The following is a 13,691-nucleotide window of genomic DNA, read 5'->3' as shown; positions in this document are numbered from 1 at the left end:
GGGTGGTTTAGAATGTCCGGATGCAGATCGCCCTGCTGAAGGCCACGGCGCTGTTCTACCTGGTCGGTGCCGTGCTGTACCTGTACTTCATCTTCACGCTCACCGAGCGCGGCGCGCGCGTCGGGAGGATGTTCCTCCTGATCGGCGTCGTCCTGCACGGCGCCGGCTTCGTCGCGCGCTACTTCGCGGCCGGGTACACCCCGATCACGAGCCTCTTCGAGTCGCTCTCCTTCTCCGCGTTCGCGATCGTGTGCGTCTTCCTCGGTTTCGAGCTCCGGTACAACCTCCGCGTCCTCGGGGCGTTCGTGGCGCCGCTGGCGTTCTTCTTCAGCCTGGTCGCCGCCTTTCTTCCGGGGGAGGTCCGGACCCTGGCGCCGGCGCTCAACTCGTACTGGCTCCCGGTCCACGTGATCCTCCTCTTCTTCGGAAACGCCGTGTTCGCCGTCGCGTTCGGCGCCGCGATCATGTACCTGATGATGGAGAAGCAGCTCAAGCGGAAGAAGCTGGGGGCGATCTTCAAGCGGCTCCCGTCCCTCGACGTGCTGGACGAAATCAACTACCGGTGCCTGACGATCGGCTTCCCGCTGCTTACGCTGGGGATCATCACCGGGTCGATCTGGGCGGAGTACGCCTGGGGGTCGTACTGGAGCTGGGACCCGAAGGAGGTCTGGTCCCTCATCACGTGGTTCCTCTACGCGGCCCTTCTCCATGGCCGCCTGACCGTGGGGTGGCGCGGACGCAAGGCGGCGATCCTCGCCATCGCGGGGTTCTGCGCGGTCCTGTTCACCTTCCTCGGCGTGAACCTCCTCCTGCCGGGGCTCCACACCTACACCAACCTCGCCGGGTAGAGGGATTCCGGACCGACCGATGGGTCAGATCGTCATAGTGGGACTGAACCACCGCACCGCGCCGGTGGAGGTGCGGGAACGCCTCGCGTTCCCGGCGGACACCATCGGGCACGCCTTGCGCGGCGTGGTGGAGCCGCGCGGCATCTCGGAGGGGGTGATCCTCTCCACCTGCAACCGCGTGGAGGTGTGCGTCCTCGCGGACGAGGGATTCCGGGGAACGGAGGCGGTCCGCGAGTTCCTCTCCTCCTATCACGGGATGCCGGCGAAGGAGCTGTCGGAGTACCTCTACCACCAGACGGGGGAGGAGGCGGTCCGCCACCTGTTCCGCGTCGCGAGCAGCCTCGACTCGATGGTCCTCGGGGAGCCGCAGATCCTGGGCCAGGTCAAGGACGCCTACGGGTACGCCGCCGAGTTCAAGACGATCGGGCCGGTGCTCGACAAATTCTTCACCAAGGCGTTTTCGGTGGCCAAGCGCGTCCGCACGGAGACCCGCGTCGCCAACAGCGCCGTCTCGGTGTCGTACGCCGCCGTCGAGCTGGCGAAGAAGATCCTCGGGGACCTCTCCGACAAGACGGTGATGCTGATCGGCGCCGGGGAGATGTGCGAGCTGGCCGCCCGCCACCTCCTGTCCGCCGGGGCCAAGGGTATCCTGGTGACGAACCGGACCTTCGAACGGGCCGTCCGGCTGGCCGAGGAGTTCGACGGCACCCCGGTCCGCTTCGACGAGCTCTCCTCGCACCTCAAGCGGGCCGACATCATCCTCTCCTCGACCGGGGCCCCGCACTTCATCCTGAAGCGGGAGGACGTGGAGTCGGTGCTCCGGGTCCGGAAGAACCGCCCGATGTTCTTCATCGACATGGCGGTGCCCCGCGACATCGATCCCGACGCCAACGAGATCGACAACGTCTACGTCTACGACATCGACGACCTGAACAACGTGATCGAGACGAACCTCGAGGAGCGGCAGCGGGAGGCGGCGAGGGCCGAGGAGATCGTCGCGGCCGAAGTGGCGGCGTTCCGCCGGTGGCTCGAGTCGCAGCAGGTGACCCCCACGATCGTGTCCCTGCGCCGGAAGTTCGAGGAGATCAAGGCGGCGGAGGTCGCGAAGGCGGTCTCCGCCCTGGGCGCGGACGACCCGAAGACGCGGAAGGTGATCGAGTCGCTCGCCTCGTCGATCCTGAACAAGGTGCTTCACCCGCCGATCGCGTCGCTCAAGCGCGAGAGCGACGGGCGCAGCCCGATGGAGACCGTGGCGATGGTCCGGGAGATCTTCGATCTCCCGGAGGAGGAAGCGGAAGAGGAGCGGGAACGGACCGGGGACGCCCCCGGACAAGGAGGAAGCGTTGGGAGTCCATGACGTCATCCGCCTCGGCAGCCGGGGGAGCATCCTGGCCCTGTGGCAGGCCGAATTCGTAAAGTCGGAGGTCGAGAAGCGCACCGGCCGGAAGGTGGAGATCACGAAGATCAGGACCACCGGGGACATGATCCTCGACGTGCCGCTGGCGAAGGTCGGCGGAAAGGGGCTCTTCGTCAAGGAGATCGAGGACGCCCTCCTGTCGAAGCGCATCGATCTCGCGGTGCACTCCATGAAGGACGTCCCCACGGAGCTGCCGGAGGGTCTCGAGATCGTCTGCATCACGAAGCGGGAGGACCCGCGCGACGCGTTCCTGTCGGTGAAATATTCCCGGTTCGAGGATCTTCCGAAGGGGGCGAAGGTGGGAACGAGCTCCCTGCGGCGGCAGACGCAGCTCCTCGGGATCCGCCCGGACCTCTCGGTCGGGCAGCTGCGCGGAAACCTCGACACCCGCATCCGGAAGATGGAGGAGGGTCAGTACGACGCGATCATCCTGGCGGCGGCGGGGCTTCGGCGGCTGGGGTGGGAAGGGAAGATCCGCCAGTACCTCCCGGCGGAGATGTCGATCCCGGCGATCGGGCAGGGGGCGCTGGGGATCGAGATCCGCTCCGGGGACGCGGGGACGCGGGAGGCGGTCTCGTTCCTCGACGACCGGGAGACGTCGATCGCCGTGCGGGCGGAGCGGGGATTCCTGAAGCGGCTGGAGGGAGGTTGCCAGGTTCCGATCGCCGCGTTCGGCCGGGTCGAGGGGAACGAGGTCCGCCTCGTCGGGCTCGTCGGACGCCCGGACGGGTCGGAGATCCTCCGCGCCGGGCGAAGCGGTCCCGTTTCCGACGCGGAGGGCCTGGGTGCGGCGCTGGCCGAAGAGCTCCTCTCGCGGGGCGGGAAGGAAATCCTGGACGAGGTGTACCGGCAGAGCGGCGGATGACGGGATGACGATTTCGGGAAAACGGATCCTCATCACGCGCAGCGTGGAGCAGGCGGGGGAGCTCGCCGCCCTCGTCCGCCGCGCCGGCGGAACGCCGGTCCTCTTCCCCACGATCCGCCTGGTGCCCCCCGACGACTGCGGCCCGCTGGACCGCGAGATCGGGCGGCTCTCCTCGTTCGACTGGATCCTCTTCACCAGCGCCAACGCGGCGCGCTTCTTCTGCGAACGGACGGCGCGCCTGGGATTATCCGCCTGGCCGGCGAGCGTCCGGGCGGCCAGCGTCGGGCCGGGGACCACCCGCGAGCTCGCGGCGCGCGGAATCCGGGCGCAGCTCACCGCGTCGAGGCACACCGGGGAAGGGCTGTTCGAGGAGCTTCTGCCCTCGGGGGTCGCGGGGAGGCGGTTCCTGCTCCCCCGTGCGGAGGAAGGGAGGGAGATCCTGCCCGAGGCGATCGCCCGGGAGGGCGGCGAGGTCGTCCCGGTGGTCGCCTACCGGAACGGCCTGGCGGAAAAGGACGACGACGTCGCGCAGGAGATCGCGGCGTTCCCCCCGGACGTCTGCACGTTCGCCTCTCCATCCGCCTTCCGCAACCTGTTCCTTCTGCTGGGGGAGGAAACGGCCCGGGAAATGCTCGGGAAAAGCGTCATCGCGGTGATCGGCGAGGTGACCGCGAGGGCCGTGGCGCGGCGGGATTTCCGGGTGGACATCGTGCCTGAAACGTATACGCTGAGGGGGATGGTGGACGCCGTCGTTGCGTTCCTCGCCGCCCATCCGGAAGGCCGCGTTCCCTGAACGGAACGGGCGGGGGCGCGGCCGGCCGCGCCGGGGAAACGCGGGACAGGAGGGAAGCGATGCAGTACCCGGAATACCGGCCACGTCGCCTTCGGCGGAACGAGACGTTGCGGCGGATGGTACGCGAGACGAAGCTGTCCGTCGACGACCTGATCTACCCGCTCTTCGTCGCCGCGGGGAAGAACATCCGCCGGGAGGTCCCCTCGATGCCGGGGGTGTTCAACTTCTCCGTGGAGAACCTCGTGGCGGAGGCGAGGGAGGTCCACGCGCTCGGCATTCCCGCCGTCCTGCTCTTCGGCATCCCCGCGAAGAAGGATCCGCTGGGGAAGGACGCCTACTCCGACCGCGGGATCGTCCAGACGGCGGTCCGCGCGCTCAAGGACGCCGTTCCGGACCTGATGGTGATCACCGACGTCTGTTTCTGCGAATACACCGACCACGGCCACTGCGGGATCCTGAAAGGCGGCGACGTGGACAACGACGCCACGCTGGAGATCCTGGCCCGGAGCGCGGTGTCCCACGCCCGCGCCGGCGCCGACATCGTCGCCCCCTCCGACATGATGGACGGGCGCGTCGGGGCGATCCGCCGGGGGCTGGACCGGGAGGGATTCTCCCAGGTGCCGATCCTGTCGTACGCCGCCAAGTACGCGGGCGGATTCTACGGGCCGTTCCGGGACGCGGCGGAGAGCGCCCCGAGCTTCGGGGACCGCCGCTCCTACCAGATGGACCCGCCCAACGTCCGGGAGGCGCTCCGGGAGGTCGCCCTCGACGTGCGGGAGGGGGCCGACATCGTGATGGTGAAGCCCGCCCTCGCGTACCTCGACGTGATCTGCCGCGTCCGGCAGTCGTTCGACCTTCCCGTCGCCGCGTACAACGTGAGCGGCGAGTATTCGATGGTGAAGGCCGGCGCGAAGCTCGGGTGGATCGACGGCGACCGCGTGATGATGGAGATCCTCGTCTCGATCAAGCGCGCCGGGGCGGACCTCGTCCTTACCTACGCCGCGAAGGAAGCGGCGCGGATCCTCGCGGGCTGACGGCGGTGTCTTTGCTCCCGCCCGAATCGGTTCCGTACCGCGTCGTCGAGCTGCCGGACGTCTCCGACCGGACGATCGAGGAGGCGCTGAACCGCGTGACGGCGGAGGGGTTCCGGTTCGAGTCGATCCACTTCGTCTCGCAGCCCGGCAGCCGTCGACCCACGATGGCGTTCCTCTTCTTCACGTCCGGCGAAACGACGCGGGGAGGCTGACCGGTGCCGGTGCGCTGGGAGGAGCAGCGGGAGTTCTTCAAGGACGCCCGGCGCGCGCGGTACCTCGCGAGGGTCGTGGGGAAGTCCGCGGACCTGATCGTCGCGATGTCGCTGTGGCACATCCCCGGCGCCGCCGGGGTGTTCGCTTCCCTGTTCTACATCCTCATGTGCGACGGGTTCCCGGGGGGGCGCAGCCCGGGGAAGTGGCTCACGGGGCTGAAGGTGGTGCGGATCGACCGGGAGGGGATGGACTTCCCCTCGTCCCTGATGCGCAACCTCACGGTGTCGGCGCCGTTCGTCCTCCATCTCGTCCCGGTGATCGGCCCCTTCCTCGCCTACACCATCGGGTTCGCGGTCCTGCTCGTGGAGACGTATCTCGGGTTCTACGACCCGGATGGACAGCGGGCGGGGGACACCTTCGCCGAGACGCTGGTGGTGGAGCACCGGCAGGCGTCCGATGGCCTCCCTCTTTCTGATCGACGGGCATAACGTCCTCTACAGGACCTTCTACGGCGTTCCGCGGCTCTCGGCCCCCGACGGGACGCCGACCAACGCGGTCCTGGGCGTCGCCCGGATCGTCCTCAAGATCCTCCGGCAGGAGAAGCCCGACGCCGTCGCCGCGGTGTTCGACTCGCGGGAACCGACGCCGCGTCACGAGCTCTATCCCGAATACAAGGCGAATCGCCTGAAGGCCCCCGAGGAGCTGGCGGCCCAGATCCCTCTCGTGAACGAGATGATCGACGCGCTGGGAGTCCGGCGGATCACGGTTCCCGGCGTGGAGGCGGACGACGTCATCGGGACCCTCTCCCGCGCCGCGGAGGAGAGGGGGATGGACGTGGTGATCGTCTCCTCCGACAAGGATCTGTACCAGCTGGTCTCCGGGCGGGTGAAGGTGCGGGACGGGCTCAGGGAGCACACGGTGGGGGAGGAGCAGGTCGTCGCGACGTTCGGGGTGCCGCCGGGAAAGGTGGCGGAGCTGCTCGCGCTGTCGGGCGACCCGTCCGACAACGTCCCCGGCGTTCCGGGGATCGGGGAGAAGACGGCGGGGGAGCTCATCCGCCGTTTCGGCTCGCTCGACGCGGTGCTCGCCGGTACGGAGCAACTGAAAGGAAGCCGGCGGGAGAAGATCGAGAAGAACGCCGACGTCGCGCGGATGTGCCTGCGCCTCGTCACGATCGACCGGGAGGTCCCGGTCCGGGAAAAGATCTCCGACCTGGCTCCCGGGGGGATCGACGCGTCGCGGATCGCGCCCCTGTTCCGCCGCCTCGGCTTCCGCAAGCTCCTCGCGGAGCTGGACCTGCCGGGCGACGCCCCCTCGCCGGGCGAATCGCGGGTCGCCGGGGGCGCGGCGTGGAAGTACGTGGGTGCGGCGGAGGCGCTCCCGGCGGCGATGCGCGGAGAAAGGCCGTCCGCGGCGGGGCTGGCGTTCGACGGGGAGCGGGAGACGCGCGCCGGGATCGCCATCCCCGGGGACGGCGTGTTCGTCCTGCCGTCGGGCGAGGCCGCCGCCGCGGCGCGCGCGCTTTGCGCCCGCGGGATCACGGTGTACGTCGCGGACGGGAAGTCGCTCTACCGCAGGGGAGCCGCGGGGAAGGAGGATCTGCGCCTGTTCGACGTCGTGGTGGCAGGGTACCTCCTCGAGCCGGACGAGGGGACGCCGACGTTTCCGAAGCTGCGCGCCCGCTACCTTCCGTCGTCCCTGTCGGCCGCGGAAGACGATTCGGCCGAGGGGCGCGCCGCCGACCGCGCGGCGGCGATCCTCGCGCTGGGGGAAGCGCTCGGGGGAAGGCTCTCCGAGGCGGGGCTCGATGAGGTTTTCCGCGAGGTCGACATGCCGCTGCTCCCGGTTCTTCACCGGATGGAGGAGCGGGGGATCCGGATCGACCCCGCGGTGTTCCGCGCGTTGTCCGCGGAGCTTGCCGCGGAGATCGGCGCGATCGAGCGGAAGGTGGCAACCGCCGCGGGACCGGAGTTCAACATCAATTCGCCGAAGCAGCTCGCGTTCCTCCTGTTCGAGAAGCTCTCGCTTCCCCCCGTCAAGAGGACCAAGACCGGGTTCTCGACGGACGTCGAGGTGCTGGAGGCGTTGAAGGACCGGCACGAGATCCCGGCGCTCGTGCTCTCGTACCGGACCTTCGCGAAGATCCGTTCCACCTACGTGGACGTCCTCCCCGGGATGGTCGACCCGGCGGACGGGAGGATCCACACGACGTTCCACCAGACGCAGGCCGCCACGGGGCGGCTCTCCTCCTCGGACCCCAACCTCCAGAACATCCCCATCCGGACGGAGCTGGGGAGGCGGATCCGCGCCGGATTCGTGGCGGACCCGGGGAACCTGCTGATCGGGGCGGACTACTCGCAGGTGGAGCTCCGCCTGCTGGCGCACTTGTCCGGCGACGCGGAGCTGATCCGCCGCTTCCGGGACGGCGACGACATCCACACGGCGACCGCCGCGGCGGTGTTCGGGTTGGCCCCGTCCGAGGTGGGCCCGGAGCTTCGCCAGCGGGCGAAGACGATCAACTTCGGCATCGTGTACGGAATGAGCCCTTTCGGCCTTTCCCGCGAGCTGGGGATCGGCGGGAAGGAGGCGAAGGCGTACATCGACCAGTATTTCGACCGGTACCCCGGGGTCAGGGACTACATTGCGGATGTGAAGGCAACGGCCCGAAACAAGGGGTATGTTTCGACCATCCTGGGGAGGCGGAGGTACATCCGGGACATCGATTCCGGGAACAGGGTCCTCCGGGAGGCGGCGGAACGGGTGGCGGTCAACTCGCCGATCCAGGGAAGCGCGGCCGACCTCATCAAGATCGCCATGATCCGCGTGGACCGGGAGTTCCGGGAGGCGGGGATGGACGCCCGGCTGATCCTCCAGGTGCACGACGAACTGATCGTGGAGGCGCCCGGGCGGGAGGCGGCGGACGCGGAGCGCATCCTCCAGGGGGCGATGGAGGGGGCCGCCAGGCTGGCCGTTCCGGTGACCGTCTCCATGAGCCGCGGAAGGAACTGGGGGGAAATCCACTGAGAATCCGGGTTCGGCGCGTGAATAGTCGGGGGGAGCGCTCCGTCCTATGAACGAGGGGGCGAAGGCGGGCATCCCGGACGAGGCGTTGATCCGCGCGACCCTCGGCGGCGACGAGGAGGCGTTCCGGGCGCTCATGGAGCGGTACAAGGGAAGGGCGTTCGGCGTCGCGGTGGGGATCGTCGGCGACGGGGACGACGCGCTGGACGTGGTGCAGGAGTCGTTCGTAAAGGCGTTCTACAAGTTGAAGGAGTTCCGGTTCGGATCGAACTTCTACACCTGGTTCTACCGCCTCCTCGTGAACCAGGCGATCGACCGTTGGAGGAAGTCCGCCCGGTCGGCGGAGGTGCCGCTCGAGGAGAATTGGCTTTCGGAGGATGCGTCGCCTCCCGATTCGTTCGCGTACCCGAGGACTCCCGAGGAGCTCGCCCAGAACCGGGAGCTGGGAGAGGCGCTGCAGAGGGCCATCGCGGCCCTCCCGGAGTACCACCGGGCGGTCATCCTCCTCCGGGAAGTGGACGGGATGGCGTACGAGGAGATCGCGGAGTCCATGGGGTGTTCGGTAGGGACGGTGATGTCCCGTCTCCATTACGCCCGCGGGAAGCTAAAGGAAGCCTTGGGCGGGCACAGGAAAGGGTAGGGACGAGATGGACTGCAGGACGGCTCTCGACCGGATCGCGGAACGGGCCGACGGGGCTCTCCCCCCGTCGTGTTCGACCGAACTCGACGCGCACCTGTCCGCGTGCGCGGAGTGCGCGGCGGAGAACGCGCGCACGATGGCGGTGGGACCGCTGCTTCGCTCCCTGGCCGTCCTGCGGGCGGAGGAAAAGGCGCCGCAGCTCGACGTGCTGTGGACGCGCGTCCGCGCGGGGATCGCGGAGCGGGGGAGGAAGCCCGCGCGCTCCCTCGCTTGGCGGTGGGCGTGGCTTCCCGCGGCCCTGGCGCTTGCCGTTTTCGCCCTGCTGTTCTACCCTACGGGAGCGGATCGGCCGCCGTTCAATCCGCGCCACTTCGACGTCGCCGTCGAGGACGTGGAGTCCGACGTGGCCACCGTCGCGCTCGTCGACAAGGGGGAGGAGCTGCCCAGGGTGATCTGGATCATCGAAGATGCCAAGTCCTAGCCCCGGGCGGCTGGCCGCCGCCGTCAGCGTAGTCCTGCTCCTCCTGGTCGCGGCTTCCACGGCCTCCGCCGCTCCGGGTACCGTCTCCGTCGACATCGGATCGGTGTACGCCTCCAACGAGGGATCGTCGATCGATCCCGCCCTGGAAAACATCCGGGGGAAGCTCCGATCGATGTTCAACTACTCTTCCTACCGGATGCTCGACCGGAAGCGGCGCTCCCTGTCCGTCGGGGAGACCGGGGACTTCGAGCTTCCCGGTCGCCGCTCGATGCGCGTCACGCCGCTCCCCGCGCAGGGGAACAAGGTCCGCCTTTCCGTCCAGATCCAGGAAGGCGGGAGGAACCTCCTGACGACCACCCTGGGGCTCACCCGGGGGGGGATGGTGCTGGTCGGGGGGCCTTCCCACCAGTCCGGTGTCCTGATCCTCCTCATCTCCGCCGAATGAACGCTCCGCGCCGGCTCCCCGGAAAACCTCTCCCCCGCTGAATAACGGGAACCCCTCCTTCGTCGGATGGGTACGGACGGGATATCGACCGCCGGGGACGGCCGGCGAGGCTCCCCGGGACGACGAAGGAGGAGAGAGATCATGAAGAAGCTGATCGCCATCACCCTGGCCGTCGCGCTCCTCGCGGCCCCCATGGCCGCCTCGGCCGACGGCGGCTGGTCGGTTGCCGGGAAGGTCCTCACCGGAGTGATCGGGCTGCACATCCTCGGCAACGCCATCGCGCACTCCCATGCGTACGAACCGGTCTACGCCCCTCCCCCGCGGACGTATTACGCTCCCCCGCCCGAGCAGGTCTGGGTCCCCGGCCGGTACGAGACGCGGTACGAGCGCGCGTGGGTCCCGGGGCACTGGGAGATCGAACGGTACTCCCACCGCGGGGACGACGACGACGAGGACGACGACGGATACCGAAGCGGACGGCGCGTCTGGGTCCCGGGCCATTACGAGCGGGTGAGGACGCAGGTCTGGATCCCCGGGCACTGGGAGGAGAGGGGGTAGGGAGCGCGTGTCGGCGTGAGTCAACCCAACCGGTGGGCGCCCCGGGGACATCCCCCCGGGGCGTTTCCGTTTTTTCGGTCTATAATCCACCGCATGACCGGAGAAAAGGATGGCGCTGCGGGAACGGCCCTGCGGAACTCCCTCTGGAACCTCCTCTTCCGGGTGGTCGCCTCCACCGATTTCTCCCGGGTGGCGTGGACCACCGTGCTGCGGGGGGCGTGCGTCGCGTTTTTCAAGGAGCCGATCGACGAACTGCCGCTCGCCGACAACGACGCCTCCCGGCTCGCGCTCAAGGAGCGGTTTCTCTCCCTTCCCGATCACCGGTTGTACGATCTGTTCGAGTTTCTTCTCGCGGACGAGCACGCGGGGCTGAAGGAGGTCGACCGGAAGCTGATCCGCCGGGGAGTGAACGAGCTTCTCGAGAGGGAAGGGGCCGCGGTGCGGCTGTTCCACGACCGGTTCCGGCCGTACCAGGACCTGATGGGATTCGACGAGGTGGCCGAGGCGGAGGAAGCGGTGCGCCTTTTCGACCTCGCCGCCGCGGGCCGGCACCTGGACACCGCGATCGCCTACCTCTCGCGGCGCCCGGATCCGGAAACCCGGGGCGCCGTACGGGAAGCGCTCCTCGCGGTGGCGGCCGTAACCCTGGACGCCGCGACCCGGTCCGCCGGCCCGGGCGGACCCGTCCCCGCCGTCGTCGTCGGGTCGATCGCCCCGGCGGCCGAGGCGGCCCGGATCCCGGCGCCCCTCGCGAGGGGGATCGAGGAGATCCTGCGGCGGGCGCACCGGCTTTCCGGCCTTCCCGTCGAGGGGGAAGGGGAGCCGCCGGAACCGCTCGATCCGGGGGAGGCGCACTTCCTGGTCGTCTTCGCCTCCTCCGTCATCCGCTACCTGCTGCGGAACAGGGACCCGGGGGCGATGCCGCCGGAATGACGGTCAGGAGCGGGACAGCCGCTTCGCGGCCGACGGCGCCGACCGTTTCCGGACCAGGCAGTCGACGATGTCCGGCGCGCGTTTCACCACGGTGAACAGCTCCGCGTTCTCCTGCGTCACCGCCCCCGACTCCACCGCGCGGCGGCAATATTCCATCAGCGGATCGAACCATCTCCCCGAGTTTGCGACGACGATCGGGCGGGAGTGCAGCCCGAGCTGCTTCCAGGTGAGGATCTCGAAGAATTCGTCCAGCGTGCCGAAGCCGCCCGGAAGGATGGCGAACGCGTCGGCCAGGCGGCTCATCTCCTGCTTCCTCTCGTGCATGGAGCGCGTGACGATCATCTTCGTGAGCCCGAAGTGCGCGAGCTCCTTCGTCGAGAGGAAACCCGGGATGACGCCGGTCACCTTTCCGCCGCCCGCAAGGACCGCGTCCGCGAGGACCCCCATCAACCCGACCGAGCCGCCGCCGTAGACCAGCTCCATCCCCCGATCCGCCATCCGTTCCCCCAGCGCGCGCGTTTCCGCGCGGAACCGCTCCGGGAGGCGGTCGCTCGAACTGCAGAACACGCAGAGCCTTCGGATTTCCATCGATTGAAAATAGGGGTTCCGATCGGAAAAGAAAAGCGGAAACATTTGTCTTGACAGGGGGGAGGAGCGGTAAATACTATATAAACTATAGACATTAAGGAGGATAGCGATGGCGACCTGGTTTGCGGACAATTCCCTGTCGATCGGAAACACGCCGCTCGTGAAGCTCAACCGGATAACGGACGGAGCGGGCGCGACCGTGCTCGCGAAGGTGGAGGGGCGCAACCCGTCGTACTCCGTGAAGTGCCGGATCGGCGCGTCGATGGTGTGGGACGCGGAGAAGCGGGGGCTGCTCGGCCCCGGGAAGACCATCGTGGAGCCGACGTCGGGCAACACCGGGATCGCCCTTGCGTTCGTCGCCGCGGCCCGCGGGTACGGGGTGATCCTCACGATGCCCGAGACGATGAGCGTCGAGCGCCGCCAGGTGCTGAAGGCGTTCGGGGCCAAGCTCGTGCTCACGGAGGGGGCCAAGGGGATGAAGGGCGCCATCGAGAAGGCCGAGCAGATCGTCGCCTCCGACCCGAAGAATTACTTCATGCCCCAGCAGTTCAAGAACCCCGCGAATCCCGCCGTGCACGAGGCGACCACCGGGCCGGAGATCTGGGAGGCTTCCGGGGGGGCCATCGACGTCCTCGTGTCCGGCGTGGGCACCGGGGGGACGATCACCGGAGTGTCCCGCTACATCAAGAATACGAAGGGGAAGAAGATCGTCTCGGTGGCGGTGGAGCCGGTGCACAGCCCGGTGATCACGCAGAAGCGCAACGGACAGCCGCTGGCGCCGGGGCCCCACAAGATCCAGGGGATCGGCGCGGGATTCATCCCGGACGTGCTGGACCTGTCGCTCGTCGACCGCGTGGAGACGGTGTCCAACGACGAATCCATCGCGTTCGCGCGGCGCCTGGCGCGGGAGGAGGGGTTTCTCTCCGGCATCTCCTGCGGGGCCGCGGCGGCGGTGGCCGTCCGCCTGGCGAAACTCCCCGAGTTCGCGGGAAAGACGATCGTGGCGATCCTGCCGGACGCTGGGGAACGGTACATGACCACGGCGCTGTTCGAAGGGTGGTTCGACGCGGACGGGCCCGCGACGATCTAGCGGACTCCGACGTACAGGGTCACGATCCCGAGGGTCAGCGGGCGGCGGGAGACCGACCGGCAGCCGGCGGCCCGCATCATCGCCTCGAAGTCGGCGGGCGAGGGGAACGCCAGGACCGATTCCGGAAGGTACCGGTACGCCGACCGGCGGGAGAAGAGCCCGGCGACCGCCGGAAGGACCCGAGTGAAGTAGAACCGGTAGAGAGCCCCGAAGAAGGTCCCTTCGGGCGAGGAGAACTCGAGCACCACGACGCGCCCGCCGGCGCGGACGACGCGGCACATCTCTCCCAGGCCCCGCTCGCGGTCCACGACGTTCCGGATGCCGAAGGCGACGCACGCCGAATCGAACGTCCCGTCGCGGAACGGGAGCGATTCCCCCGGTGCCCGGACGAAGGCGACCCGCGCCGCGGATCCCCCCTTGCGGCACTTCTCCCGCCCGATCCGCATCATCTCGAGGGAGATGTCCGCGGCCGCGACGGCGGCCTCCCCTCCCTTCTGACGAACGACCTCCAGCGCCATGTCCGCCGTTCCCGTGGCCACGTCGAGGTGCCGGCCCCCGCGCAAGGGGATCATCTCCGCCACGGCGCGGCGCCGCCATCCCCGGTCCACCCCCAGGGACAGGAGCCGGTTCAGGAAGTCGTACCTCGGGGCGATCCCGGAGAACATCTCCCCGATGGTGCGGTTCCGCTCGGTGAGTCGGTACAAGTCGGTGCTCCCCGTCGTGGTATAAGAGGGTCAAGTATAGCAGTACGGGGGTGAATATTCG

Annotated in this window: 16 protein-coding genes; 14 read left to right on the top strand and 2 right to left on the bottom strand. The window is 68.8% G+C overall.

Going from position 1 to position 13,691, the window contains the following annotated elements; all coding sequences use genetic code 11:
• The first annotated feature begins 20 nt into the window (after positions 1–20).
• The 13 genes from ccsB (at position 21) to HZB86_06965 (ending at position 11,248) form a co-directional block, all read left to right on the top strand.
• Positions 21–848 (top strand): c-type cytochrome biogenesis protein CcsB, encoded by an 828-nt coding sequence (ccsB, locus tag HZB86_07025; protein MBI5905290.1) that lies wholly within the window; start codon positions 21–23, stop codon positions 846–848.
• A 19-nt stretch (positions 849–867) separates the two neighbouring features.
• Entirely contained in the window at positions 868–2,205 is a 1,338-nt protein-coding gene (locus tag HZB86_07020; protein MBI5905289.1) for a glutamyl-tRNA reductase, read from the top strand.
• A complete protein-coding gene (gene hemC / locus HZB86_07015; GenBank protein ID MBI5905288.1) occupies positions 2,192–3,130 on the top strand; it encodes a hydroxymethylbilane synthase in 939 nt (312 codons plus the stop codon). Before HZB86_07020 ends, hemC begins: the two co-directional genes overlap by 14 nt.
• A 4-nt stretch (positions 3,131–3,134) precedes the next feature.
• The gene (locus HZB86_07010) at positions 3,135–3,923 is read left to right on the top strand and encodes a uroporphyrinogen-III synthase (protein ID MBI5905287.1); all 789 of its coding nucleotides are present in this window, start codon (positions 3,135–3,137) and stop codon (positions 3,921–3,923) included.
• A gap of 59 nt (positions 3,924–3,982) precedes the next feature.
• Positions 3,983–4,957: a porphobilinogen synthase gene (hemB, locus tag HZB86_07005; GenBank protein MBI5905286.1), complete on the top strand. Its 975-nt coding sequence runs from the start codon at positions 3,983–3,985 to the stop codon at positions 4,955–4,957.
• A gap of 5 nt (positions 4,958–4,962) precedes the next feature.
• Positions 4,963–5,169 (top strand): DUF4177 domain-containing protein, encoded by a 207-nt coding sequence (locus HZB86_07000; protein ID MBI5905285.1) that lies wholly within the window; start codon positions 4,963–4,965, stop codon positions 5,167–5,169.
• A gap of 3 nt (positions 5,170–5,172) precedes the next feature.
• Positions 5,173–5,658 carry an RDD family protein gene (locus tag HZB86_06995; protein ID MBI5905284.1) on the top strand — a complete coding sequence of 162 codons (486 nt, stop codon included), beginning with the start codon at positions 5,173–5,175 and terminating at the stop codon, positions 5,656–5,658.
• The gene (gene polA / locus HZB86_06990; GenBank protein MBI5905283.1) at positions 5,627–8,194 is read left to right on the top strand and encodes a DNA polymerase I; all 2,568 of its coding nucleotides are present in this window, start codon (positions 5,627–5,629) and stop codon (positions 8,192–8,194) included. Before HZB86_06995 ends, polA begins: the two co-directional genes overlap by 32 nt.
• A 46-nt stretch (positions 8,195–8,240) precedes the next feature.
• Entirely contained in the window at positions 8,241–8,831 is a 591-nt protein-coding gene (locus HZB86_06985) for a sigma-70 family RNA polymerase sigma factor (GenBank protein MBI5905282.1), read from the top strand.
• A 7-nt stretch (positions 8,832–8,838) separates the two neighbouring features.
• The gene (locus tag HZB86_06980) at positions 8,839–9,312 is read left to right on the top strand and encodes a hypothetical protein (GenBank protein MBI5905281.1); all 474 of its coding nucleotides are present in this window, start codon (positions 8,839–8,841) and stop codon (positions 9,310–9,312) included.
• The gene (locus HZB86_06975; protein ID MBI5905280.1) at positions 9,299–9,757 is read left to right on the top strand and encodes a hypothetical protein; all 459 of its coding nucleotides are present in this window, start codon (positions 9,299–9,301) and stop codon (positions 9,755–9,757) included. The genes HZB86_06980 and HZB86_06975 overlap by 14 nt, the downstream gene beginning before the upstream one ends.
• Positions 9,758–9,898: 141 nt before the next feature.
• Positions 9,899–10,315: a hypothetical protein gene (locus tag HZB86_06970; GenBank protein MBI5905279.1), complete on the top strand. Its 417-nt coding sequence runs from the start codon at positions 9,899–9,901 to the stop codon at positions 10,313–10,315.
• 93 nt (positions 10,316–10,408) lie between these two features.
• Positions 10,409–11,248, top strand: a complete 840-nt coding sequence (locus tag HZB86_06965; protein ID MBI5905278.1) for a hypothetical protein — start codon at positions 10,409–10,411, stop codon at positions 11,246–11,248.
• A 3-nt stretch (positions 11,249–11,251) separates the two neighbouring features.
• Here the strand turns inward: HZB86_06965 and HZB86_06960 are convergent, their stop codons facing one another.
• Positions 11,252–11,836 carry a TIGR00730 family Rossman fold protein gene (locus HZB86_06960; protein ID MBI5905277.1) on the bottom strand — a complete coding sequence of 195 codons (585 nt, stop codon included), beginning with the start codon at positions 11,834–11,836 and terminating at the stop codon, positions 11,252–11,254.
• A 109-nt stretch (positions 11,837–11,945) separates the two neighbouring features.
• Here HZB86_06960 and cysK point away from each other — a divergent pair, with 109 nt between their 5' ends.
• On the top strand, positions 11,946–12,926 hold the full coding sequence (gene cysK, locus HZB86_06955; GenBank protein MBI5905276.1) for a cysteine synthase A: 981 nt from the start codon (positions 11,946–11,948) through the stop codon (positions 12,924–12,926).
• On the opposite strand, the gene ubiE is transcribed toward cysK, so the two are convergent.
• Positions 12,923–13,630, bottom strand: a complete 708-nt coding sequence (gene ubiE, locus HZB86_06950; GenBank protein MBI5905275.1) for a bifunctional demethylmenaquinone methyltransferase/2-methoxy-6-polyprenyl-1,4-benzoquinol methylase UbiE — start codon at positions 13,628–13,630, stop codon at positions 12,923–12,925. The genes cysK and ubiE overlap by 4 nt on opposite strands.
• Positions 13,631–13,691: the final 61 nt, after the last annotated feature.

It is taken from the genome of Deltaproteobacteria bacterium, assembly GCA_016234845.1.
Taxonomy (GTDB): domain Bacteria; phylum Desulfobacterota; class Deferrimicrobia; order Deferrimicrobiales; family Deferrimicrobiaceae; genus JACRNP01.
Note: the sequence above shows the minus strand (reverse complement) of the source record. Positions and strands in the feature narration are given on the sequence as shown.

Excerpts from the sequence above, each read along its gene's own strand:
- ccsB (MBI5905290.1), top strand. The coding sequence starts at position 21 with ATGCAGATCGCCCTGCTGAAGGCCACGGCGCTGTTCTACCTGGTCGGT.
- HZB86_07020 (MBI5905289.1), top strand. The coding sequence starts at position 868 with ATGGGTCAGATCGTCATAGTGGGACTGAACCACCGCACCGCGCCGGTG.
- HZB86_07010 (MBI5905287.1), top strand. The coding sequence starts at position 3,135 with ATGACGATTTCGGGAAAACGGATCCTCATCACGCGCAGCGTGGAGCAG.
- hemB (MBI5905286.1), top strand. The coding sequence starts at position 3,983 with ATGCAGTACCCGGAATACCGGCCACGTCGCCTTCGGCGGAACGAGACG.
- polA (MBI5905283.1), top strand. The coding sequence starts at position 5,627 with ATGGCCTCCCTCTTTCTGATCGACGGGCATAACGTCCTCTACAGGACC.
- HZB86_06985 (MBI5905282.1), top strand. The coding sequence starts at position 8,241 with ATGAACGAGGGGGCGAAGGCGGGCATCCCGGACGAGGCGTTGATCCGC.
- HZB86_06980 (MBI5905281.1), top strand. The coding sequence starts at position 8,839 with ATGGACTGCAGGACGGCTCTCGACCGGATCGCGGAACGGGCCGACGGG.
- HZB86_06975 (MBI5905280.1), top strand. The coding sequence starts at position 9,299 with ATGCCAAGTCCTAGCCCCGGGCGGCTGGCCGCCGCCGTCAGCGTAGTC.
- HZB86_06970 (MBI5905279.1), top strand. The coding sequence starts at position 9,899 with ATGAAGAAGCTGATCGCCATCACCCTGGCCGTCGCGCTCCTCGCGGCC.
- HZB86_06965 (MBI5905278.1), top strand. The coding sequence starts at position 10,409 with ATGACCGGAGAAAAGGATGGCGCTGCGGGAACGGCCCTGCGGAACTCC.
- HZB86_06960 (MBI5905277.1), bottom strand. The coding sequence starts at position 11,836 with ATGGAAATCCGAAGGCTCTGCGTGTTCTGCAGTTCGAGCGACCGCCTC.
- cysK (MBI5905276.1), top strand. The coding sequence starts at position 11,946 with ATGGCGACCTGGTTTGCGGACAATTCCCTGTCGATCGGAAACACGCCG.